The sequence below is a fragment of the Novosphingobium sp. CECT 9465 genome (genome assembly GCF_920987055.1).
In the GTDB taxonomy this organism is placed as follows: domain Bacteria; phylum Pseudomonadota; class Alphaproteobacteria; order Sphingomonadales; family Sphingomonadaceae; genus Novosphingobium.
This window is the reverse complement of record NZ_CAKLBX010000001.1, coordinates 1513372-1536187: the sequence shown is the minus strand read 5'-3', so window position 1 is coordinate 1536187 and position 22816 is coordinate 1513372. Positions and strand designations below refer to the sequence as shown.

Genomic DNA, 22816 nt, shown 5'->3' with positions numbered 1-22816 from the left:
CACGTTCCCGTGGCTCAACCAGCTATGAGGGGCGCTGAACGGTCATGGTCGACAAGTCGGAAAAAGTCGTGTGGCTGGCGCGTATAGGGTTTGCCACGCGCGGGGTTGTCTATGTCCTGCTGGGATACCTTGCTCTTACCACCGCAAAGTATCAAACGGTTGATGACGGGGCAGGTGATGCTTTTGCGATGATGGCTGAAGTGCCCGTCGGCTGGGCCGTGCTCTACATCGCTGCGGCAGGGCTTCTGGGCTATGCGCTTTACCGCTTTTCCGCGGCCCTGTTCGACATTGAACGCAAGGGAACCGGCGCGAAGGGTTTGGCACACCGGGCTGGCTACTTCGCTAGCGCCGTGGTCCACACGGGTATGGCATGGACAGCGGCAAAATTCGCCGGTGGCGCCAGACACGCGGGCGAGGACCAATCGGCACGGTGGGCCGAAAGTGCCCTCGGATATTCCCTTGGCTCAACGGCGTTGGGCATTGTCGGAATCGCGCTGATAATTGCAGCCGCGCTTCAGGCGAGGAACGCTGTCACTGCCGATTTCATGAAGCACGTGTCATCGCGCGCACCGCAGGCAACATGCTGGATCGGCCGCGCCGGACATGCCGCAAGATCTGTGGTATTCGCGGTGATCGGCTGGTCGCTGCTCCGCTCAGCATGGTTCGAACGCAGCAGCGAAGTGCTGTCTCTGGGCGGTGCGATCAACGATTTGCGCGGCACCGGCTGGACGTTCACGCTGGTAGCGGCAGGGCTATTGCTGTTCGGCGTGTTCAGCATCATTCTTGCGCGCTATCGGACGATCCCCGATCCATCGCCAGACAGGTCGTTCAGGTGATCGGCATCAGATGGAACGGCACTGCACATCGCCGGATGCTTCATAGACGGGCCTCTCGAACGCGTCGGTGATCACCAGCTTGCCCTTGAACTGCTGTCCGGTGCCGAGCGGTGTAATCGGACCGGAGGCAGTAAGGGTCAGCGCATTCTCCTTGCCGGTATAGCGCGACCAACTGCCCAGCGGCATGCGGGCGCTGCCGGTATCGGGGGCAAGGACGATCACCGCGTCCTCAACCTTGATCACCCCGCGCTTGTCCTGCGCCAGCAGCACCGCGCCAATCCCGCCGCCATCCGCCACAAATGCGCAGCCGGTGCCGTGCAGCTTGTGTTGGGTGATATCGGGATAGAGGATCGGCTGCGGAGCCATCGGCTGGACCGGCGGCTTGATGTCCTGCGCGGCTTCCACTGCCGCAATCGCCTCTGCGTCGGTCGGCGCCTTCTCCTCGCACCCGGCAAGACAGAGGCAGATCAAAGCACTGCGAACAAAAGCCTTCATCACTTCCTCCCGAACAGTTTCTCGATATCGCCGTGGGCCAGCTTGATCCACGTCGGGCGTCCGTGATTGCACTGGCCGGAGCGTGGCGTCACTTCCATTTCGCGTAGCAGGGCGTTCATCTCGGCCACCGACAGCACCCGCCCTGCCCGCACAGACCCATGGCAGGCCATCGTGGCCAGGATCAGATCGAGCTTCTCGCCCAGCAACAGCGCATCGCCGTGCAACGCAAGATCGTCTGCCACATCGGCGACCAGTTTGGCCGGATCGCCCTTGGTCAGCGCTGCGGGAATAGCGCGGACCAGCATGGCGCCGGGGCCGAAGCGCTCCAGCACCAGCCCGAATTCCGCCAGCTTGCCCGCCGCTTCCTCAAGCCGGTCGCAGGCGACTTCCTCAAGTTCGACGACTTCGCCGATCAGCAGTGCCTGGCTGGGTGCAGTCCCCTGCCCCGCCCCGCCCGCGCGCAACCGTTCCAGCACCAGCCGTTCGTGCGCGGCGTGCTGATCGACGATCACCAGCCCGTCCTCGGCCTCTGCCACGATATAGGTGTTGGCCACCTGCCCGCGCGCCACGCCCAACGGATGCTGCGCCGCTGCCACGACCGGCTCCGAAGCCTCCTCCGCCCGCGCCGCCATCGGTGCCATCACCGATTGCTCATAACCGCGCCATGCCTGCCCGGCATCGGCAACGCGCGCTTCGGGCCTCCACGGTTGCGCAAAGATTGACGCCTGCTGCGGTGGCGCGATCGGTTCTGCCTGCCACGCTGCCATGGCGCTGGCGGATGGGGCTTGCGCTGAACGCCGGTCGCCGCTCGACAAGGCATGGCGCAGGCCGGAAACAACCATGCCGCGCACCAGTTGCGGATCGCGAAAGCGCACTTCGGTCTTGGCCGGATGGACATTGACGTCCACTTCGCTGCCCGGAACCTGCAGAAACAGCGCCAGCACCGCATGACGATCGCGCGCCAGCATATCGGCATAGGCACCGCGCACCGCGCCGATCAGCAGGCGGTCCTTCACCGGCCGGCCATTGACGAACAGGTACTGGTGATCGGCCACGCCGCGATTGAACGTGGGCAGGCCTGCCACACCGGTCAGGTGATAATCGCCGCGCACCAGATCGACCTTGACCGAATTGCCCGCCAGTTCACGCGCCACCAGTTGCGCCACGCGCGCCTCCAGTGTCTCGTCGGGCTGGACGTGCAAAGCGCGGCGGCCATCATGCTCCAGCGTGAAACCCAGATCGGGCCGTGCCATGGCAAGACGGCGCACCACGTCCAGCGCCGCCGCCCATTCGGAGCGAGGGCTTCTCAGGAACTTGCGGCGGGCGGGTATCTTCTCGAAGAGCTGCTCAACGCGGACGCGGGTGCCCGGCGGCAAGGCGGCAGGGCCTTCGGACAGCAATGCGCCATTGTCGACGACGCGCTTCCATCCATCAGCGATTCCCTGGGGGCGACTCTCGATGGTTACCCGCGCGACCGATGCAATCGACGGCAGGGCCTCTCCGCGGAAGCCGAGCGTTTCGACCTCTTCGATCGCCTCGTCAGGCAGTTTCGATGTGGCATGGCGCTCCAGCGCCAGTTCGATCTCGTCCGGCCGCATGCCGCACCCATCGTCAGACACCTCGATCATCGCCAGACCGCCTTCGGAAAGGCGCACATGGATGTGCGTTGCGCCCGCATCGACGGCGTTTTCAACCAGTTCCTTCAGCGCACTGGCAGGCCGTTCCACCACCTCGCCAGCGGCGATGCGGTTGATCAAAGTTTCAGGAAGGCGGCGGATCATGGGCATGGTCCGACCCAGCCTAGCGCCGAACCCGCGTTATTTCGAGACAAGCGGTGAAGTTATCCATCCAATCCGGCACAAGGCTATGGGTTTTGCCAATCACCCCTGCTAATGAGCCGCCTTCCCGGGCGCACATTCTGGAGGGGTCTGGCGCGTGCCCGTGCGCCAGGCCGCAGTTTATTTACGGATTTCCTGATGGCTTCGATCTTTTCCCGATTCTTCAAGTTCGGCACCCAGAATATCGCGATCGACCTTGGAACGGCCAATACCCTGGTATATGTCCAGGACCGCGGCATCGTTCTGAACGAACCTTCCGTCGTCGCCATCGAAACAATCAACGGAATCAAGCGTGTCAAAGCCGTGGGCGATGATGCCAAGATGATGATGGGCAAGACGCCCGACAACATCGAAGCGATCCGCCCCTTGCGCGATGGCGTGATCGCCGACATCGAAGTTGCCGAGGAAATGATCAAGCATTTCATCCGCAAGGTGAACGGATCGAAAAGCCTGCTGCGCTATCCCGAAATCGTGATTTGCGTACCATCGGGCGCGACGTCGGTTGAAAAGCGCGCGATTCGCGATGCGGCCAGCAATGCCGGCGCCAGCCAAGTCTATCTCATCCTCGAACCGATGGCGGCGGCAATCGGTGCAGACATGCCCGTTACCGAGCCGGTCGGCTCGATGGTGGTCGACATCGGCGGCGGCACGACCGAAGTCGCCGTGCTGTCGTTGCGAGGGCTTGCCTATACCACATCAGTGCGCGTGGGTGGTGACAAGATGGACGAGGCGATCGTGTCCTACGTGCGCCGCCACCACAACCTGCTGATCGGTGAAGGCACCGCCGAACGCATCAAGAAGGACTATGGCATCGCCACGATCCCGGCTGATGGCGTGGGCGAAACCATCGCGATCAAGGGGCGCGATCTGGTGAACGGCGTACCAAAGGAAATCACCATCACACAGGCCAATGTGGCCGAGGCCCTGTCCGAACCGATCGGCGCCATCGTCGAAGGTGTGCGCATCGCCCTGGAAAACACCGCACCGGAACTGGCCGCAGATATCGTCGATCAAGGAATCGTGCTTACCGGCGGCGGCGCATTGATTCGCGGGCTTGATGAACATCTTCGTGAAGAAACCGGCCTTCCGGTCAGCGTTGCCGAAGATCCGCTGTCATGTGTGGCGCTGGGCACCGGCCGCGCGATGGAAGATCCGATCTATCGCGGCGTTCTGACCACCGCCTGATCGCAAGCAACGGGTTGCAATGCGGCTCCCGAAAGGGGTCGGCTTGAAAGGGTGAACGGATGGCGCGGTCGCGGGACCGGCGCCCGGGCTATTCGCGCAGGGCGCAGTACGGGATATTCACTGGCTACGTGATCGCCATCCTGGGCGTCATGGCCGGTGTGGTCGTGCTCGTCACGTCGCTGATCAACCCGGAGGCTTTCTCCTTCGCGCGCAGTTCTGCGGCGGAAGTCGCGCGTCCGCTCGGTAAGGCCGGTGCCGCGGGTCGGGCAAGCGGTCAGGGCGTTTTCGGCGCGATCGGCGCCTACTTCAAGGCAGGACAGCAAAACGCGGATCTTCGGCGCGAAGTCGATGCCGCCCGTGCCAGCGCCATATCCATGCAATCACTGCAGGATGAAAACCGCCGACTGAAGGCCCTGCTGGGGATTGTCGATCCGGCGCGCAAGCCTGTGGCGACAGTGCATCTCATCGGATCAACGGCATCGAGCACCCGTCGCTTCGCGGTGATCGATGCGGGGTTGCGGCAAGGCGTGAAGCCGGGCTTCCCCGTGCGTGCGGCGTCCGGCCTGATCGGGCGCGTGATCGAGGCGGGTCCAGATACGGCGCGTGTTCTCCTGGTAACCGATCCCGAAAACGTCGTGCCGGTCCGGCGCTCACGCGATGGTCTTGCCGCGTTCGTGCAAGGGGCTTCGAACGGACGCATCGATATCCGCCTGATCAATATGGGCGTGAACCCGGTCAGGAAGGGCGATGTCTTCGTTACATCCGGCTCTGGCGGGTTGTATCCGCCAGGCATTCCCGTGGCGGTGGCGACCGACCCGCACCGCGATGGTGCCACCGGGCACCTTGCCGCTGACCCTGCCGATCACGAATTCGTCATCGTCGAACCAAGCTACCAGGCGCAGGCCAGCGCACAGTTGCAACAGATCACAAAGGACGGCGCGGCCACCCCCGCCGAAGCGCCGTGACCTGGACCGGGATCGGCACAGCAAGTGACGAGGTCGTGCGCAAGCGGATCAATCGCGAACCGCTCCCGGTTCTTGCCGTCGGCCTGCCGTGGGCCAGCATCATCCTTGCATCGATGGCCAGCTTCTCTCCGATCATCGCTTCCGCTCCGGTCCTGCCGCCCGTCGCCTACATGATGTTGCTCGGCTGGCGCATGATGCGACCGGGCATGTTGCCCGTCTGGGCGGGGTTGCCGCTCGGCTTTGTAGACGATCTCTATTCCGGCCAGACGTTCGGCTCCGGTATCCTGCTCTGGTCGATCACCATGCTGGCGATGGAAGTGATTGACGAGCGCTTCCTGTGGCGCGGATTCGGCCAGGACTGGATGGTCGCCAGTGTGCTGACCACAATCTACCTCGCGCTTTGCGCATCGTTGGCCGGGATTGCCACGGGTTACCCGCTGCCCATCGTGATCGTGCCGCAAGTGTTGATATCGATCATGCTTTACCCGGTCATCACGGGCATTGTCGCCTTGCTGGACCGGGTGCGCCTGCTGCCCCTCAAGCGGCTATGACGCTCAACTCCCGCCTGCCGATGACCTCGGCGATCCTGACCAACCGCTTTGAGCGGCGCACGTTCGTGATGGGGGCGCTACAGGCCGGAGTCGGCGTATTGCTGGCGACCCGGCTCGGCTACCTCGCGGTTACGCAGAACGAAAAGTACAAGGCGGCGTCGGAAAGCAACCGCGTCAACCTGACGCTGATCCCGCCCCGTCGCGGCTGGGTGCTGGACCGGTTCGGCAACGCGCTGGCCGCCAACCGAGCCGATTTCCGCGTCGATCTGATTCCTGATCGCGTGGGCGATCCCGATCGCACGATGACCACGCTCGCAGCGCTGCTGGATCTTCCGCAAGACCGTGTGCGCGACATTCGCGACAAGCTTGACAAGGCGCGTGGATTCCAGCCGGTGGAAGTGGCTTCCAGCCTTGATTGGGACAAGTTCGCAGCGGTTTCGGTCCGCCTGCCCGAATTACCCGGTGTCATCCCGCAGCGTGGCTATTCCCGGTTCTATCCCACTGGCGCCGCCGTTGGCCACCTTGTCGGATATGTAGGCGCGGCATCGGCTGAGGATTACGAAAAGGAGCGCAATCCGCTGCTGATCACGCCGGGATTCAAGATCGGCAAGGACGGGCTGGAAAAGCACTTCGAAACGCGCCTGCGCGGCGTTCCGGGTGCACGACGGGTCGAGGCGACGGCATCGGGCCGCATCGTGCGCGATCTGGGAACGCGCGAGGACGTGCCCGGCAAGCCGATCCAGTTGACGATCAATGCCGGCCTTCAGGATTACGCCGCCCGGCGGATCGGCCTGGAATCAGGCTCGGTCGTGGTGATGGACTGCGAGACCGGCGACGTGCTTGCCATGGCTTCGATGCCCAGCTTCGATCCCAACAGTTTTTCAGATGGCATTGGTCGCATCGAATGGAAGATGCTGTCCGAGGACGATCACGTTCCCTTGCGCAACAAGGTGCTGCGCGGACTCTATCCCCCCGGTTCCACGGTCAAGCCGATGGTGGCGATGGCGTTTCTCGAAGCGGGGCTTGATCCGAACGCCACCGTCAGTTGCAGCGGCGGCCTGCGCGTGGGCAATCGCGTATTCCACTGCTGGCAACGGCGCGGCCACGGCACGGTCGACATGGCCAAGGGCATCTACCAGTCGTGCGACGTCTATTTCTATCACTTCGCGCAACAACTGGGGATGGACGTCATTGCCACGATGGCGCGCAGGCTGGGACTGGGGCAGGAATTCCCGATGCCCTATGCCGGGCAGTCCTATGGCACGGTGCCCGATCCGGCGTGGAAGATGCGCAAGTACCAGAAGGAATGGGCGCTTTACGATACCGTGAACGCCACCATCGGCCAGGGCTATATGCTGGTGAATCCACTGCAACAGGCGGTCATGGCCTCGCGCATTGCTTCGGGCCGCGAAGTGATGCCGCGCCTGCTGCTTGATCGCAAAGCGCCGCTACCCAGATCGATGGGCTTCCGGCAGGATCATCTCGATTACATTCACGCCGCAATGAGCGAAGTCGTAAATGGACGCGGCACGGCGGGCCGGGCAAAATTGCCGGTCGAAAACGTGCTGATGGCGGGCAAGACGGGCACCGCGCAAGTCGTCGGCCTCAACGTCGCCAATGGCAAGAGCGGCGCATGGAAGTATCGCGACCACGGCCATTTCATCGCGTTCGCCCCGTTCGACAAGCCGAAGTATGCCTGCGCGGTGGCCATCGAGCATGGCGGCGGATCGGGCGCCGCCTATCCCATAGCGCGCGACGTGATGACCTACATTTTCGCCCCGGACAAAGCGATGGCCGTGCTGGACGAATTCGAAAAGCAGTGGGGCGGCAACGTGCAGCAGCGTATGGTCGCACGGTATGATTCGTTTGCGGCCAAGTACGGCGGCAGTGCACCCAAGCCGGCCCCGGACGACGAAGCGCTGACCGAACAGGTCGAACAGGCCCGCAAACCCGATGCCGAGCCGGCCGATGCGCAGACCGATGCTGCATCGCCCCGTCCAGAGCCTGAGCCGGTCGTGCTGCGGCCACCGCCGCCCGCAGCAGCGCCCGATGTGTCTGCTGCCAGCCCGCCACTGCAGGGTACGCCGTAATGCCCCGCGCCTATGTCCCCGCCGCTATCGCCCGCCAGCCGTGGGGCGTACTGCTCCCGCTGATGGCACTGGTCGGGTTTGGGTCGGCGGTGCTCTATTCCGCGGCTGGCGGCCGGTTCGAAACATGGTCGATGTCGCACCTCATCCGTTTCGGGGTGTTTCTGGTGATGGCGATGGTCATCGCTCGCCTGCCGCAGGAACTGTTCCGCAAGATGGCAATCCCGGTCTATGTCGGGCTGTGCCTGCTGCTGGTTCTGGTCGAACTGATCGGGGGGATCGGCGGTGGCAGCCAGCGCTGGCTGAACCTTGGCTTCATGACCCTGCAGCCGTCCGAACTGATGAAGCCAGGCATCGTCCTGGTGTTGGCATGGTTCTATGCCTTGCTTCCGGTTGGCGAAACGCAAAGCTGGCGTGCGCTTGGTCCGGCGGCGATCCTGCTGGGCATTCCGGCAGGACTGGTCATGCTCCAGCCCGATCTCGGCACCGGCCTTGCAATCACGTTCGGGGCGGTCGTGGTGATGTTCCTCGCGGGCCTTCCGCTGCGCTGGTTTCTTGGCGCCGGCGCCGCAATGCTGGTCGTCGCACCGCTCGCCTTCTTCACGCTGCTCCATGATTATCAGCGACGGCGTGTGCTGGTGTTCCTCGATCCCGAAAGCGACCCGCTTGGGTCAGGGTATCATATCACCCAGTCGAAGATCGCGATCGGTTCGGGCGGATTCTTCGGCAAGGGCTTCGGCGATGGATCGCAAAGCCACCTGAATTACCTGCCAGAATCGCACACCGACTTCGTTTTTTCGACGATGGCGGAAGAATGGGGCATGCTTGGCGGATTGTTCGTCCTCGGCGTGTTCGGACTGATCTTCCGCTGGGGCCTGAAGGTGGCGACCGGAGCGCCAGACCGCTTTTCGCGTCTGCTGGCTGCGGGTATGACCATGACGATCTTCTTCTACATGTGCATCAACCTGATGATGGTCATGGGCTTGGCACCCGTGGTAGGAATCCCGCTGCCGTGGATGAGCCACGGCGGCTCTTCGATGATGACCAACATGATCTGCATCGGCACGATCATGGCGGTGGAACGCTGGAGCAGGTCCACCTCCAGAGGCCTGTCGTAAAAAAGTGAAATTAGGGCTTGGCAGGCTCCAGAAAAACGCTATTGGAGCCGCTCCCGAACGGGATTGCCGAATGGCAACGGACGCATAGCTCAGTTGGTAGAGCAGCTGACTCTTAATCAGCGGGTCCTTGGTTCGAGCCCAAGTGCGTCCACCATATTTTCAATCACTTAGCACCGATTACGCCGTTTTCGCCCAAAGCGAATTCGGCCCACGTAATCGCCACGTAATCGGTTTTCGGGGTGCGCTGGCGTATCCTCGCGTGCTCTGGCGCAGAAAAATATCCTCGGGAAATTTTTTCCGCACGGCTGTCGATGAGGCGTCTTGGCTGCCGAAATGCCCTCAAAATGCCCCGCGTAATCGCTGCGTAATCGCTCCGCGTAATCGCCACGTAATCACTGAGGTCGCTTTGGCGGCCTCAATGGCTTGCAGCGAGGGTATCGGCACCTGATCCGCGGCGCTGCTAGGCAAGGCGCATGACCAAACTGATTCGGTGCCGGGGCGCGCTGTCAGAGATCGCCAATCACTTCTCTGCGACCCCGTCTGGTGCGCTCAGATGGACGCCGACCATCTGGCCGGGCGAGGATGTCCTCGTTGCGACCAATGCGCCGGGCAGCCCGCAGATCAAACTGGCTCGATGGTGGCTCCCGGCGTCATGCTTCATCAGCGCTGAGCCTGCTGATCGACGAAGCAATCTGTTCGCGCGCGATCTCGTGCCAGGGGCCGGTCGCCTGCTTGACGCGGACAGCTTCGTCCGCTGCCTGATCATCGTGGAAGATGTCGCCTATCCTACCAGAGACCGGGATGCTGTGACGCGAACCTGGGTTGGCGCCTGGGATGAACCTTATCTCGCTTGGGCAGGGGTTTGCGCGCCTTCGGCAAGTAAGCTCCATTGCGCAGGCCTTCTCGTTCCGGCCACCGGGCTGGTCGCGCAAGCCGCCGCGAACATGCCCTATTTCCTGCCCCGGGCGAGTTGGGCCAGCTGGCTCGCGGGCGACCCCGGGCAGGCGATGCCAGCGCACTTCGAGGAGCAGGCCTACTATCTCGAACCGTCAGACGAGGATTGGTCATCAGGCCGAACATTGGACGAACTTCGCGAGAAAGGGCGAGACGGGGGTTTAGCCCTCTGACATTAAAAGGAATGGGCCGCCGCGCCAGGGGACACGCGGCGGCCCGCAGGGGCCTGACCGGGGGCTAGGCAGACCCCCGCTATTCAGCGCCCAAAGCTGATCGTGCTGCTTGCATAGTTGCCCACCGCCTGAGCGGTCACGGCGTTGCCCGCGAACGTGGCGCGCGAGCCGGTCATGGCGGCGGGAGTGAGCCTCAGAGCTGCGCCGGTAATGGCGGTTACGGACGCCGTGTTGACCTGATTGTTGACGATCCCGGCCGCTGGGAACGCCGTTGCGGACGTAAGCGTGATGTTGTTGGCAGCCGAGTTGCCGTAGGCAGTCGCCGTGGCGATGTTGCCGGTCACGTCGGCCGCGCTATGCGTGAGATTGCCGGTCGGCGTAGTGAGCGAGGCATTGCGGATCAGGGCCGATGAAGACACGGTGCCAGCGTTCATTTGCGCATTCGAAAGAATAGCTGGCCCCACGCCGCTGTTCAGTGGTCCGGTGGTGACGGACGCCAGGTCAGGCACGCAATCGTAGCCAAGGGCGCCGGAGAGCGTCATGGCGTTGGACGAACCATTGCCCGTCGCCTGTGCGATCGCCGAGTTTGCCGAAATGCCGCTCTGCGAGCTCGAAAGCGCGCCCGTGCCACCCGCGTCGAGCCGTGCGGTCGCCCCAACAGCGGCCATGCTCGACTGGGAGTTCACAAGGGCCACGGAAGCGGCCGGTGCAACACCACTGACCATTGCCAGCGAGCTCGATGCCGAATTGGCGGCAGCCGAGGCCTGTGCGGTGTTTCCGTTGAGCACCAGCGATGCGCCGTCGAGCTGTCCGTTGGTGCCAATAGCGCCGATGGACGACGAAGCCGAGACACTGCCAGTAGCCGATTGGGTGTTGGCGAGAACATGGTCACCCATGGCCTGGGGCGGCGCGCCTGCACTGTTCTCGACGAACGCCGGGAGATTGCTGAGCGGTCCGATGAGCGCAGCATCGATGGAAAGCGCGTTCGATGCGCTGTTCATGCGCGCGAAGGCGATGCTGCTGTTGCCAGCGATTTCTGCCGAGGAGCTGGTTAGTCCGGCCGGCACCGAAAGAACCATGTCCGAGGCGGCCATGATTTCGGCCCGCGCGCTCTGCGTCGAAGCGAGAGCAGAACCCGTCGCGCCCTCGCCCGGAGCGCCGAGCCATGCCGACTTGAGCGCAAGCTCGTTCGACACGGTATTGCCGGTAGCCGATGCAGTCTGGCCGTTGTCACGCACCGCGAACGAAGAACCGGTATTCGGCCCATCGGAGGTTGCTCCGAATGCGCCATGAACCTCAACGCTGATGACAGCCGGCAACTGATAGCCTCCCAGGATTTCCTGGGTGTTTGCAAGCGCGAAGTCGCCGGCGGCGCCCAGCCCCTCGGCAAGGCTGCCGGCCTCTGCGTTCGAATGGCCACTGGTGCTGACCAGGCGCGCGCCCTCGACGCTGAGCGCGTTCGTCGCACTGTTCTGGTTCGCGCTCGCCGTGAGCTCATTGCCCAGGACTGCGACCGTGCTGTCGTCGATCGCCCCTCTCGTCCAAGCGGTAAAGCCGCTGCGGTTTGTCGTCGATCCGATCGTGGCCGAGATGGATCCAAGCCCAAGCTGCAGGTTGTTGAGGTCTGCCGACGAGCCGACGGTCGAACCCGAGATGGCGAGATCATTCGATGCGCGGCTTCCGCTCGCACTGACGGTGACCGCATTGCGCGAGAGATCGAGCGCCGATCCTGAAAGCGCGCCGCCAACCGAGAGGCTGTTCAGCGACTGCTCCTGCGACGCGGCAATCAGGCCCTGATTGATCTGCACGTTCTGAACGCTGAGAGGCGCCGAGACGGTCATGTCACCGACCTCAGTGACTGCCGCTGTGCCGATCACCGGCGGAATTCCGGGGCCATGGCCGCCCCCTTCCCCGCCGCTGCCCTGGCCAGGCATCAGGGATGCGGCGGTCACGGTCAGCCGATTGCCATCTGCCTGATTGCCCGTGGCTGCAGCGGTGACCGAGTTTCCGGACAGCGAGGCCGTCGATCCGGCGAGATCGGATTGGACCACCGTGCGCGGTCCCTGGCCGGCCCGCGCGCTGACCGCAACGGCATTCACCAATTGCATGTTGGTGACATTGGCGGTCCCTCCCCCGGTGTCGTCCGTCGCGATCGTCGGGGCATTGAGGGAGAGGCTGTTGTCAACACGGTTGCCATAGCCGCCGGCAGCCAGCTGGTTCGCGTCATTCACGATCGACGAGCCACTCGCAGCGCCGCCGATCTCCACCAAGGCGCTTCCGGCATTCTTCGCCGCAACGTTTCCGTCCAACCGCTGGTTCGAGAGGACGCCGAACTGCGCGTGCACTTCCCCTTCATTCGAACCAGTATCGACCGTCGAAGGCGTACCGCCTGCGCCGACACCCCGCAAAGCGACAGCATTCACCGACAAGGCGTTCGCGGCATTGTTGCCATGAGCAAGCGCTCGAGTGCTGTTGCCGGAAACCTCGACGCTGGAGTCCGTAAGCGCATTCGCAGAGAGGCGAAGGTCACCATACCGCACAGCTTTCACCGTCGACGCATCGGTGATCGACTGGTCGTTGACGATCCCGGCGCTGAGGCCAGAGGACAGATTGTTGAGCGAGAGCGCGGACGACGCTTCGTTGCCGGTGCCGCCAGCCTCCAGAATGTTGGCATCCACATGGACCGAACTGCCCGAGACATTGGTCAAGGCCGCGCCAAGGCGGGTCGACGAACCGGCACCGCCAATCTTGCCGACGACGGCAGTTCCTTGAGCCTGCTGGCGGGACGCGATGACGATCCCGCCACTGGCACTGGTGCCCGACCATCCGGTCGAAAGAGTGGCTGCCTCCGACTCGAGTGAGCCCGTGGTATCCAGCTCCCATGTCGCAGCCGCGACGTTGACACGCGCATTTGCGCGCAGGACATTGTCGGAGACATGCAGCGTGCTACCGTCCGCTGCTCCCTGAAGCTCAGCCTGAGGGCCGGCGACGATCGATTTGACCGATGCATCGGACTGGTGCTGGTCGCTTGCGAGGATCGTGTTGCCATCAGCCTGTACCACAGGCGGCGCAGGCTGGGCCGCGACGGTCGCGGCGGTGCAGATGTTCAGCGCCGTTGCTGCGGCACCAAGCAGAAGCTGATGGCGGCGGATGCGCCTGGCGTGAATTCGGGAAGTCATGGCAGTGGTCCTTTCAGGTTGGGGAACTTGGTGGGAGTAAAATTGCGGGCGCGCCGGGGTTCAGCCGATGCGCAGCTGGGCAAGGCGCAGCAGCCCGGCGCCGTCAGACGGAAGCGATGTGTCGGCAGGTGCAGGACGCCAGGTGATCGTGAGGGTCGCGGGATCGATGCCCCGACTTGCGAACGCCGCGGTCAGTGCGGTGAGCCGTCTGTCCGTCAGGGCTGTTCGTTTCGCAGGCTCGATCGTCTCGGTGTCCCGCGCCAAAAGCGTCACGGACACTGGTCCCCGCGCTGCGTCTGCCGCGATCCGCTCGACGAGTGCAGAAGCTGCGCCGCTCAGCGCGTCAGATCCAACCTCGAAGACGATGCGGACATCGGCCCCGACTGGCGCGGCTGCGTGTGGCAATCCGTTGAACGGATCGCCGACTGCAGGCAATCTCGACGCCACCGGCAGTCCCGTGTCCGACGGCGATGTGACAGCGGTCTCAGCCCAGCCCGACTTGGCGAGGCACGGCGCCACGTCGATCCGGGCAACCGCGCCGAGGAGCCGGACGGTCGCCTCTTCCAGAGCCGTGCGGATACCGAGCTGGAGCGGCTCTTGGCCTTTGGCCCCGATGTTGATGTCGAAGAGGTCGGAGCCGAAGAACCGGAAGATGCCGAAGCCCGTCTCGTAGCCGGTGAATTGCTTGGTGAGGCTCACGGTACGGACCACCAGCAATGATCGCGTATCGACGATCCGGAGGTCCACGGCGACCGACTGTGTGTAGGTCCGGTGCTTGGGGCCGATCGATCCCACGCCGGTCTGAAGGCCGCCGGATCGAATATCGTAGTTCAGTTCGGTGATGCCGCCGACGATGTAATAGTCGGAGGCGGCGATGCTGCCGCCATAGTAAGGCAGCCAGGGCACGGTCTGCTTCCCCGACGGCCCTGCCAGATCATGCACTGTACCGTCACCGAGCTGGCGCCGATCCGTGTAGCCAAGTTCCCGCTCCGCGATCGTGGGATCGAACCGCTCGGCAATGTGGACGCGGCCTTCGAGTTTACCGAGCGCAGAGGCGACCATGAGCGCTCCGCCCTGGGTGACGGCGTTGCCCTCACTGACGGAGTATTTGCCGGTGTAGTCGCGGACATCACCCACGGCGATCACCAAAGGCTTGCCCCGCCCGGTCGAAAGCTGCCCGGCGAGGCACGCCAATACCGGATCCATAGGCGTCCGGTTTGCCCGCACAGGCGGACCGACCAGGACTTTGGCTTCATGTGGCGCAAGAGATATACCGTGCATACCGGTGCATCCGGCGAGCATGGTGCTCGCAAGCACAAGCACGGCCGCACCAGTTATAGGCAGAGCGGCAGATGCCTCACTAGCGCGCATCAGTTGAGCACCCCGAAGGCGCATCCGGTAGACCCGGTGACTGTTGCCGACTGCACCCCGCTATTGGTCTGCGTTGAATTGAAGACCGACGTGGGGCTGCCGTTTACAAGGGCCGTTGCATCGCCCGTGGCCGAGGCACCAACGGAGCCAGAATTTTGCTGACTGGTCGAAATTGTTCCGCCGCGCCCGCTCCAGCTGTCACCAGAATTGCCCTGCGCAGATGATGAGGCGGCTGTGGCGGTAGGAGAGTTTACGACCGCCGATTGGCCGGACGAGTTGCCAAGTGCACTCGCGGTAATGCCACAGTTGAACTGCCGCTCGATGTTTGTGGTGTAGGCAGGCGCCGCGTAGCCGCCTGCCCGTTTCTTCTCGATCGCCTCGAGGACGAGGGACAGATTGGCGAGGTCTGTTGGTGACCGGAATTGCCAGGCACCATTTTCGCCAAGGTTGTTTGCCCGGGCGGGTAAAGTGCCGACGGCCAGACCGACAGTCAGGCCAGCACAGACTAATTGCTTGCGCATGGATGCTCCCCTTGGCCCGCGACGAAGGTGTCGGGGCTTCGAGGACACTCAAGAGACGCATAGTCCGGCGCCGCGCAACAGACTTCGGCGCCAAGCCAAGTCTGGCGTAACAAGACAGGCAATGGCGTAAGCGGTTGTTAGCGCGAGGATGTTGCGTCAGGCTCAGCAGGACCAACTCGAATCACTGCGAGCATATCGCGAATAACGGAGCGAGTTCCTTGCATTACCCCTGCCCCGACTATCTGGAGATCGAAGGCGAGCCCGATGCCTTGATCCCAGCTGTCCACGGTCGGGTCTATCGAACGACGGTCGAGGCGATCATCGGTCGCCCTTTACGCGATCGCTCGGATTTCGTGGGTTGGATGGACGAGCATCACGACCGCATCGTCCAGGCAGCTTTTCTCAAGGCCCTTGGTCGCCCGGTCCGGCCGGTGGGCTCGGAAGCGTACATCGCCCTCGACATCGAAGATCTGACACAAGATTGATCGGCGGCACAGCGCCGTTTCGATGAGCTGGCCAAACCCGTATGTATGAGACGATCGGCGTGCATTGGCAGGAGTGATACATGATAGGCTGGCTTCGGCGGATTTTCGGCAATTCCAGTGCCCCGAGATCAGAAAGCCTATCCGCGCAGTCATCTGCGATCGAGATGGAACCTTTCGGCGGCGACGACTCATTCATTTCGATCCGCGAGCTGGACTTTTTCGGGAGCGCATCACGATCGCCGGATCAGCGCTACGTCCTTGCGTGGTCCGATCGCGATCAGGGCGGCACTCTTGGCGGGCATCGGGAGTCAGGTTATGGCCGCTACCTGCTCCTCGAGAGTGGTGTCCCGATCGTTGACGGGCGGGCGGAACGCCCTAACGATGGCAAGGTCGCCAACAACGGCACCTTCATCATCAACGATTGGCGGTTTGGGGAGGGTCTGAAAGGCCGCTTCCTTGCTTACGCTGAAACCGGGGAAGTGATCCTGACGCGCGAATTCAACGCGAACTTATTGAACAACGGCTTGAGCGAGGACGGCAGCCTCGCGGTCTGCCAGACGTGCCATGCCGAGGGGCCAGACAACGCCATTCTGGTGGTGTTCGATCTTGTCGGGGCTCGGGAACTTGCGTCCTGGCAGGCTCCGTCTGGATGGGCCGATAGCTATCGCTTTGCTCCCGATGGCCGAAGCATCGAGTTGGTCTATCGGGACGGCTGCTGCGCCCGCTATTCGCTGACAGGGGAATTCCTCAATCGGGACGAGTGGAGCAGCGAGCGAATTTCATCCGGAAATCTCTGGGTGATCGAAAGTGCAATCAAGCAGATCGCACAAGGACATTCCGCCGTCACCCGCGATGTGCTGATGACCGGTCTGGAGGCAGCCGTCTCGAAGGCCCATGACCATCGCAGTCGGGCCAGGGCTCTGCGACTACGCGGAGAAGTTTTTGAGGCCGAGGGGCAGCTGGCAGAGGCGCTTCGCGACTACGAAGACGCCCTGCGAAATGATCCTGCGGTGGGCGTCAAGCGCAAAGCGGCCACCCTTCGGAAGACACTGGCCAGCTAGACATAAAGTCGAGGAAACACGAGCGGCCATGCCCATTCGGTTTGGTTGGACGGTTCCGGCATTGCACCGCCACGCAAAATTCCGCCGATCATCTGCGCTTGCGCTCCCGTCGCCGGTAGGTCGCATTGAGAAGGAAGCTCGCGAGCCGCTGCGCCGGAATTTCAGGAAACTCGAGCTCCCATTCCGCCTCATAGGTCGCCAGCACGCGATGGGCATCTGTCTGGAAAGCGCGAAACACTTGCAGTCCAAGAAGTAGCCAGGCCAGCAAGCCGATCCACACTATCGCCCATGTCTGTGGCTGCGCTGCTGCAACGCAAGCGCGGTCGAGGACGAGGAAGATGATCGGGATACCCGCTTGCGCCGCGATAGCACCCTGCTGGACGGCGTTCAGCTGCGACTGAAAGAATGCGGCGAACCGCTGATGGCGTTCCCACATGGGCGCTGCGTGTTCAGGCATGAAGCCCCCCCCTCATCGGCATTGATCGCAATGCATGTCCTAGTCTGGTGCTCAGACATTGCAGAGCCGGTCTAGTCACCCATGGAGCGCAGATCGCTCGTCAGGGGGAACTTGACAGGGCATACAGACCCCACCGCAGGGTAACTGCAGGCTCAGCTTCCCCCGGCGCGCCTGAAGCCTCGATCTGTCGCCATGAAGCGCTCGAGCATGGCCGGGATCAGCCGTTCCGGGGGCAACGGCCCGGACAGACCGCTTTCCCGGGCATGGGCTTCGGCATAGGCAGCAAGGGTTCGCGCAAGCTCTGCGGACAATTCGACGGAGACCTTCACCGGCTTGTCCTCAAGGATCGGTCCGAGACGAAGTTTTCTCATTGTCCGCTCTCCCCATCCGCGGGATCGAAAACGATGTCGCGGGTGACAAGGACGCGCAGAGCAAAGCCCGGCCGGACCGTCAGGGATGGCGGCACGGCAATCTCGCGCTGCACGAGCTGACGGCCGGTCTGGTTGATCGTGTCCTGAACGCCATAGCGTATCGCGCGGGTCAATTCATCGTCGCCTTGCGCGACCAACTGCGTGCCGGCGCCAAGCATGGTCGAGACGAACGCCGCCTTGAGCATGTTGCCCCAATGATAATTGGTGCTGTCCTGAAGCCCGGCATTGCCGGCTGCATCGGCGCCGGGTTGGCGGTCGAGCAAGATCGAGCGCCCACCGGGCAGAATGAGCCGATCCCACGCAAGCAGCACGCGGGTCTGGCCCGCAGCAACAGCACTGTCATACTCACCGATGAGCCGGCTGCCCTGCGGGATCAGCAGGAGCCTGCCGGTGGCGCTGTCGTAGACATTCTCAGTGACCTGCGCTGTGATCTGGCCCGGAAGATCGGAGCGGATGCCGGTGATGAGTGCGGCGGGAATGATGCTGCCTGCCTGCAGCGAGTAGGACGAAACCGGAACGGCGATGCGCTGCACGCTCGCAGTGACCCGGCGCGTGTCCGGCGAGAGAAAGGCGCGGCGTGCCGCTTGCCCATCTGCTTCGCGCCCGGTTGAGGCACCGGGCTGCGCGGGATCTGGCGACGCAGCCGCGGGCGCAGCTACGCGCTGCTCAGAGCCGGTGGTGCTCCCCGATGCCAGGAACAGTTTGCTCACGATCGCAGCCTGGCGCGCTTCGGCTTGTCGCCTGTCGGCTTCAGCCGCGGCAGACACCGGTGGTGCAGTCGGAGTGCCCATCGGTGGCACCGGAACGGGTGTCCCGTCCTGTTGGGCCGCGAGGATCGGCCGGCCGAGATCGCCCGGGAGCGGCGGTCCGAGCCTCGGGACTTTGTCATAGCTCGCCGGTGCTCCGGCAAGAGCATCCGGTTTTGCGTTTGCCTGCGGCTCGTAGAGGTTGGCGGGCGGCAAGGACCCGCGCGGCTGCAAGGCGTAGAACAGGGCGCCCGCTATGGCGCAGGCGGCAACCCCGCCGCCGAGCGCTAACGCCTTGCGCGACAGACGCATGACTTGCGGCGGCTCGCCGCCAAGGCGGAATGGCGCGAGAACCGCCGGCCGCCCGGAGTGCGAACCCTCTGCCGCCGACCCGGAAGGGATACCACCGTCCCCCGAGAGATCGCGCTCGCTCATGACGCCCTCCGCGGCTTGGCTTTTTCGCGCTCGATCCGCACCCGCTGCTCGGCTTTACGCGATGCAAGGCGCAGCTCTGCGACCCCAAAGAGGCGATCGACGACCATGTAGCGGCCGGACACGCGGTAGTTCACGAGTTCGGCGGTGCCGCCATCCCCGATGACGAACAGGGGCGGCATGGCCGTCGTACCGATCGCTTCGGGAAACTCGATCATGACCTGCCGGCCATCGTCGAAGACCCGAAGGGGGCGCCAGTCAGCGCGGTCGCCGGTGATGCGATAGCGGAAGTTGAGGCCGTCGAGCTGAAGTCCCGTGGCGGCCGGCGCTGTGCGGGCGCGTTCCGCATCGGCCAGGCGCAGCGCGATGAGCGCATCCTGCGGATAGGTCCAGGAGACCGACGCCATGTAGGTCGAGAGCGTCGCCTTGAGTTCGAGATGGTAGGTTCGCCGGTCGGTGTTGATGATGAGGTTGGTCGCGATATCGCCGCGGGTCGGCTTGACCAGAATGTGGACCCGTTTGGCTGCACCTGCCCCGCTCACAGTATCGCCGATAATCCAGCGCGCCGTATCCCCGGCCGCTACTGGCCCCGAGCCCACCAGCTCCTCGCCCTCCTGGAGCGCTATATCGGTGATCTGGCCGGGTGCCGAATAGACCTGGTAGAGCGCGCCGTCGGCATAGGCATATTGTTGGATCGCATTGAAGTAGCCGCCTTTGCTCGGCTGAATGCGGGCGGCGGCATTGGCCGCTCCGACCTGGCGCTGCGGGTCCGAAAGACTGGTCTTCCGTGTTGCCCTCGCCCGCTTACCGGGCCGTGTACCCACGGTGTGCGCAGGTGTTGCCTTGGAAAGGCTGGGCGCCAATTGCGCTTGCGGCGCTTTCCCGGCTGCCTGTGAAGGAGCCGGCTGCGCCAGCGCCTCTGTGGCGATGGACGAGCCCAGCAGGGCTGCGGCTGTAAGCGGCCAGAGGCCAAAGGGTGACTTGGTCATTGGCTGAGCTCCTTCGACCAGTTGAGCGCGTTGACGTAGATGCCGAGCGGGTTCTTCCGCAGGGCGTCGGGCGTCCTGGGGGTCTGGGTCAGGACCGTCGCGATCGCCGACCAGCGCGACGTTTCCGCAAGAGCGCCATCGGTATAGCGCCGTTCGGTCCAGGCGATGCGGAAGCTGTCCGGGGAGGCCCGGATGACGCTCGAGACATCGACCGCGACCTGGGTCTTGCCGATCTCGGCGAATGGATCGTTGGTGCGGGCGTAATCGCTGAGCGAAGTGGCCCCTCGCTCGGTCACGAAGTCGTAGGCACGCAGCCAGTTCTGTCGCAGTACTACCGGGTCGGCCGGAATGCTGCGGACCTGTTCGACGAACCGGGCAAGATGGAACGCCACCTGGGGATCGGTCGGGCGGTAGTCGGGGCTTGCGGGTGCAACCGCCTCGGCGGCGCCAAGCCGGTCGACCTGGACCACCCAGGGGACGATCGTCCCCCGTGCGGATTGCCAGACGAGACCGCCCGTCAGCAGCGTAGAAAGAGACAGACTTCCGAAGAAGGCCAGACGCCAGTTGCGCGCCTGAACACGAGCGGAGCCGATGCGGTCGTCCCAGACCTGTGCTGCGCGTTGGTAGGGTGTTTCCGGTCTTGGCGTGTCGCCATAGCGGACCGATGGGCGTCGAAACAGCATAGCGCTCATTCCTTTTCACTGAGATCGGGACCGGCGCCGCCGCCATGGCTATCGCCGCCCTTGAGCGTGTGGCTGGTGAGGGTTGCCCCCTGCCCCAGCGCCTGCCGCCGCTTCATCGCGCTCACCCATGCGGGCGGTTCATCGGATGCGGCATCGGTGGGCACGTCGGTTGAAGCGCCGCCCTGCCCTTTTGAGAATTCACTTTTGAGGGTGTCGGCGGCACGGCGAAGGGGTGACGCGGCCGGTGAGGCTGCGGCCTGCGCGACATTGGCGAGACCTGCAGCAACGGCGCTCACGCCGATCTTGTCGGCTGCTCCGGCTGCATAAGCCTGGCTCGCCCCGCCGAGAGCACGCGCCGTGCCAGAGGCGGCGGAACTGGCAGCGCCGATCGCAGCGCCACCGGCCATCCGTGCGGCAGCCGCTCCGCCCGCAAGCGTGGCGCCGGCAGCGACCGTCGCACCAGCGGCAGCACCAGCACCAAGCTGCGGGCCACCCGAGACGATGCCATTGGCGATGCCGGGTCCGAAGATGCCGAGCCCCAGCATCGTGAGGGCGGCAAGCGCGATCGCCATCACCTGTTCGACGGTCGGATCTTCGCCCAGGCCGGCGGCGGTAAACTGGCTGAAGAGCGTCGTACCGATCCCGGTGATGACGGCTAGCACGAGGATCTTGATCCCCGAAGAAATGATGTGCCCGAGCACACGCTCGGCCATGAAGGCGGTGCGGCCGAAGAAGGCGAACGGCAGCAGGACAAAGCCTGCCAGCGTGACCAGCTTGAACTCGATGATGGTCACGAAGACCTGGATCGCGAGCACGAAAAAGGCGAGCACGACAATCAGCCAGGCGATCAGCAGGATCGCAATCTGGACAAAATTGGTGAAGAGCCCGACCGGTCCCAACAGGTCGGCAGTTGCATCGAGCAAAGGGGCGCCGGCATCGAGACCGGTCGCGGCGACAGCGCCCGGCCGCATGAAATCGCCGATCGCCATTCCGCTTCCCGAAGCCTTGAGGCCCAGGCCCGCGAAGCTCTCGAACAGGACGGTCGCCAGATGCCCGAAATTGCCGATGATGAAGGCAAAGGTTCCGATATACAGCGTCTTGCGGACAAGACGCTGCAACACGTCTTCGTCGGCGCCCCAGGCCCAGAACAGGGCGGCCAGCGTCACATCGATCACGATCAGCGTCGACGAGAGAAAGCCGACCTCGCCGCCGAGCAGGCCGAAGCCGGATTCGATATAGCGGGTGAAGACGCCGAGGAAGGTGTCGATGATGCCGGTGTCGTTCATGGCTGTGAAGGCCTCGCGAAGAAGCGCTGGCGGCGTCCCGCCCAATAGGCACCGCAGACCGGGTCTGGCGCGGTGGCTGTCCGGCACGAAGGCGGTGCTGGCTCGGGACCTGCAGGACTGGAAAGCGCCGGCGAGGCAACCAACGGGCGCTGAGGCGCCCGGAGTGCAACAACGCCAAGCGTGATGACCAGCGCAGCGCCTGCCGCCACGCCCGCCACACGCATCCCTTTCCTTCCCGGTCCCATCTCAGTTGCGCCCCCGGAACCGGGCAAAGCGAGCGCGCCCTTCGGCTTCGGCGGCGGCATTGCGCGCCGATTCCAGCGCCTGCGCCCGCCCCTGCGCCGCTAGGGCTGCGGTCATGTCGGCGAGCTGCTGGCTCTGGAGCGCCAGAAGCTGATTGCCCGCCTGTGCCGCCTGCAAGGCGCCGCTCGCACTTTGGCTGGCCGTGACGAGAGCCGACAGCGACGATCTCGCGCCATCGATGTTGCCGACCACGCCCGCCTGCACTTTCAGCGCATCCTCGAAGGCGGCGACGCTGTCCTGCCAGCGCGCATTGGCATTGGCGACCATGTCGCGGGCCGAACCGGTCAGCGCTGATCCCGAATAGCGGTTGCCGAAGGCGCTCTCGATATCCTTGACGCTATAGGCGATGCGCTGTGCCTGGCCGATGAGCTGGCGGGTCTGCTGGACTTGCGCCTCGAGGGTTGAGAGCGTGGAGACCGGCAAACTGGCCAAGTTCTTCGCCTCGTTAATCAGGCTCTGCGCCTGATTCTGGATCTGCTGGATCTGATTGTTGATCTGCTGCAGCGATCGCGCGGCCGTCAGCACATTCTGGGCGTAGTTCGTCGGGTCATAGACGATGCCGCCAAAGCCGAACTGAGCCCGGGCTGGGCTCGCCAGCAGGAGCACCGGCGCAATAGCCAGGCCAGCAGCGACGGACCAACGCGCGAAACGCGAACGGGAAATGGACATG

The 22816-nt window shown here is 64.0% G+C and carries 22 protein-coding genes and 1 tRNA gene; 10 read left to right on the top strand and 13 right to left on the bottom strand.

Annotated elements, in window-relative coordinates; translation table 11 throughout:
• The first annotated feature begins 44 nt into the window (after positions 1 to 44).
• The gene (locus LUA85_RS07485) at positions 45 to 836 is read left to right on the top strand and encodes a DUF1206 domain-containing protein (RefSeq protein WP_231468368.1); all 792 of its coding nucleotides are present in this window, start codon (positions 45 to 47) and stop codon (positions 834 to 836) included.
• Positions 837 to 842: 6 nt separating this feature from the next.
• Here the strand turns inward: LUA85_RS07485 and LUA85_RS07480 are convergent, their stop codons facing one another.
• A complete protein-coding gene (locus tag LUA85_RS07480; protein ID WP_231468366.1) occupies positions 843 to 1331 on the bottom strand; it encodes a hypothetical protein in 489 nt (162 codons plus the stop codon).
• A complete protein-coding gene (gene mutL, locus LUA85_RS07475; protein WP_231468365.1) occupies positions 1331 to 3118 on the bottom strand; it encodes a DNA mismatch repair endonuclease MutL in 1788 nt (595 codons plus the stop codon). Before mutL ends, LUA85_RS07480 begins: the two co-directional genes overlap by 1 nt.
• A 189-nt stretch (positions 3119 to 3307) precedes the next feature.
• Here mutL and LUA85_RS07470 point away from each other — a divergent pair, with 189 nt between their 5' ends.
• The 7 genes from LUA85_RS07470 (at position 3308) to LUA85_RS07440 (ending at position 10202) form a co-directional block, all read left to right on the top strand.
• A complete protein-coding gene (locus LUA85_RS07470) occupies positions 3308 to 4354 on the top strand; it encodes a rod shape-determining protein (RefSeq protein ID WP_231471796.1) in 1047 nt (348 codons plus the stop codon).
• Between the two features lie 59 nt (positions 4355 to 4413).
• Entirely contained in the window at positions 4414 to 5319 is a 906-nt protein-coding gene (gene mreC, locus LUA85_RS07465) for a rod shape-determining protein MreC (protein ID WP_231468363.1), read from the top strand.
• Positions 5316 to 5870, top strand: a complete 555-nt coding sequence (locus LUA85_RS07460) for a rod shape-determining protein MreD (RefSeq protein ID WP_231468360.1) — start codon at positions 5316 to 5318, stop codon at positions 5868 to 5870. The genes mreC and LUA85_RS07460 overlap by 4 nt, the downstream gene beginning before the upstream one ends.
• On the top strand, positions 5867 to 7960 hold the full coding sequence (mrdA, locus tag LUA85_RS07455; RefSeq protein ID WP_231468358.1) for a penicillin-binding protein 2: 2094 nt from the start codon (positions 5867 to 5869) through the stop codon (positions 7958 to 7960). Before LUA85_RS07460 ends, mrdA begins: the two co-directional genes overlap by 4 nt.
• Positions 7960 to 9075 carry a rod shape-determining protein RodA gene (gene rodA / locus LUA85_RS07450; protein WP_231468356.1) on the top strand — a complete coding sequence of 372 codons (1116 nt, stop codon included), beginning with the start codon at positions 7960 to 7962 and terminating at the stop codon, positions 9073 to 9075. The genes mrdA and rodA overlap by 1 nt, the downstream gene beginning before the upstream one ends.
• A 78-nt stretch (positions 9076 to 9153) precedes the next feature.
• Positions 9154 to 9229: transfer RNA gene (locus tag LUA85_RS07445), tRNA-Lys, on the top strand.
• Positions 9230 to 9548: 319 nt separating this feature from the next.
• A complete protein-coding gene (locus LUA85_RS07440) occupies positions 9549 to 10202 on the top strand; it encodes a hypothetical protein (protein WP_231468353.1) in 654 nt (217 codons plus the stop codon).
• A gap of 83 nt (positions 10203 to 10285) precedes the next feature.
• Here the strand turns inward: LUA85_RS07440 and LUA85_RS07435 are convergent, their stop codons facing one another.
• The 3 genes from LUA85_RS07435 to LUA85_RS07425 form a co-directional block, all read right to left on the bottom strand.
• Positions 10286 to 13381: a hypothetical protein gene (locus LUA85_RS07435; protein WP_231468351.1), complete on the bottom strand. Its 3096-nt coding sequence runs from the start codon at positions 13379 to 13381 to the stop codon at positions 10286 to 10288.
• Positions 13382 to 13441: 60 nt separating this feature from the next.
• Entirely contained in the window at positions 13442 to 14575 is a 1134-nt protein-coding gene (locus LUA85_RS07430; RefSeq protein WP_231468349.1) for a CsgG/HfaB family protein, read from the bottom strand.
• Between the two features lie 176 nt (positions 14576 to 14751).
• Complete coding sequence (locus LUA85_RS07425) at positions 14752 to 15273, bottom strand: hypothetical protein (protein WP_231468347.1); 522 nt, start codon at positions 15271 to 15273, stop codon at positions 14752 to 14754.
• Between the two features lie 218 nt (positions 15274 to 15491).
• Here LUA85_RS07425 and LUA85_RS07420 point away from each other — a divergent pair, with 218 nt between their 5' ends.
• Both LUA85_RS07420 and LUA85_RS07415 read left to right on the top strand, forming a co-directional pair.
• Entirely contained in the window at positions 15492 to 15758 is a 267-nt protein-coding gene (locus LUA85_RS07420; RefSeq protein ID WP_231468345.1) for a hypothetical protein, read from the top strand.
• 80 nt (positions 15759 to 15838) lie between these two features.
• On the top strand, positions 15839 to 16819 hold the full coding sequence (locus tag LUA85_RS07415; RefSeq protein ID WP_231468343.1) for a hypothetical protein: 981 nt from the start codon (positions 15839 to 15841) through the stop codon (positions 16817 to 16819).
• Positions 16820 to 16907: 88 nt separating this feature from the next.
• On the opposite strand, the gene LUA85_RS07410 is transcribed toward LUA85_RS07415, so the two are convergent.
• The 8 genes from LUA85_RS07410 to trbJ all read right to left on the bottom strand — a co-directional run bounded on the left by LUA85_RS07410 (position 16908) and on the right by trbJ (position 22815).
• On the bottom strand, positions 16908 to 17276 hold the full coding sequence (locus LUA85_RS07410; RefSeq protein WP_231468342.1) for a hypothetical protein: 369 nt from the start codon (positions 17274 to 17276) through the stop codon (positions 16908 to 16910).
• 152 nt (positions 17277 to 17428) lie between these two features.
• Positions 17429 to 17647, bottom strand: coding sequence for a DUF2274 domain-containing protein (locus LUA85_RS07405; RefSeq protein WP_231468340.1), 219 nt, complete (start codon positions 17645 to 17647; stop codon positions 17429 to 17431).
• Positions 17644 to 18888, bottom strand: a complete 1245-nt coding sequence (locus tag LUA85_RS07400; RefSeq protein ID WP_231468338.1) for a TrbI/VirB10 family protein — start codon at positions 18886 to 18888, stop codon at positions 17644 to 17646. The genes LUA85_RS07405 and LUA85_RS07400 overlap by 4 nt, the downstream gene beginning before the upstream one ends.
• Entirely contained in the window at positions 18885 to 19874 is a 990-nt protein-coding gene (gene trbG / locus LUA85_RS07395) for a P-type conjugative transfer protein TrbG (protein WP_231468336.1), read from the bottom strand. Before trbG ends, LUA85_RS07400 begins: the two co-directional genes overlap by 4 nt.
• Positions 19871 to 20554 carry a conjugal transfer protein TrbF gene (gene trbF / locus LUA85_RS07390; RefSeq protein ID WP_231471795.1) on the bottom strand — a complete coding sequence of 228 codons (684 nt, stop codon included), beginning with the start codon at positions 20552 to 20554 and terminating at the stop codon, positions 19871 to 19873. Before trbF ends, trbG begins: the two co-directional genes overlap by 4 nt.
• Positions 20555 to 20562: 8 nt before the next feature.
• Positions 20563 to 21843 carry a P-type conjugative transfer protein TrbL gene (gene trbL / locus LUA85_RS07385; RefSeq protein ID WP_231468334.1) on the bottom strand — a complete coding sequence of 427 codons (1281 nt, stop codon included), beginning with the start codon at positions 21841 to 21843 and terminating at the stop codon, positions 20563 to 20565.
• Entirely contained in the window at positions 21840 to 22067 is a 228-nt protein-coding gene (locus LUA85_RS21695) for a hypothetical protein (protein ID WP_371823657.1), read from the bottom strand. Before LUA85_RS21695 ends, trbL begins: the two co-directional genes overlap by 4 nt.
• Positions 22068 to 22089: 22 nt before the next feature.
• On the bottom strand, positions 22090 to 22815 hold the full coding sequence (gene trbJ / locus LUA85_RS07380; protein ID WP_231468332.1) for a P-type conjugative transfer protein TrbJ: 726 nt from the start codon (positions 22813 to 22815) through the stop codon (positions 22090 to 22092).
• Position 22816: the final 1 nt, after the last annotated feature.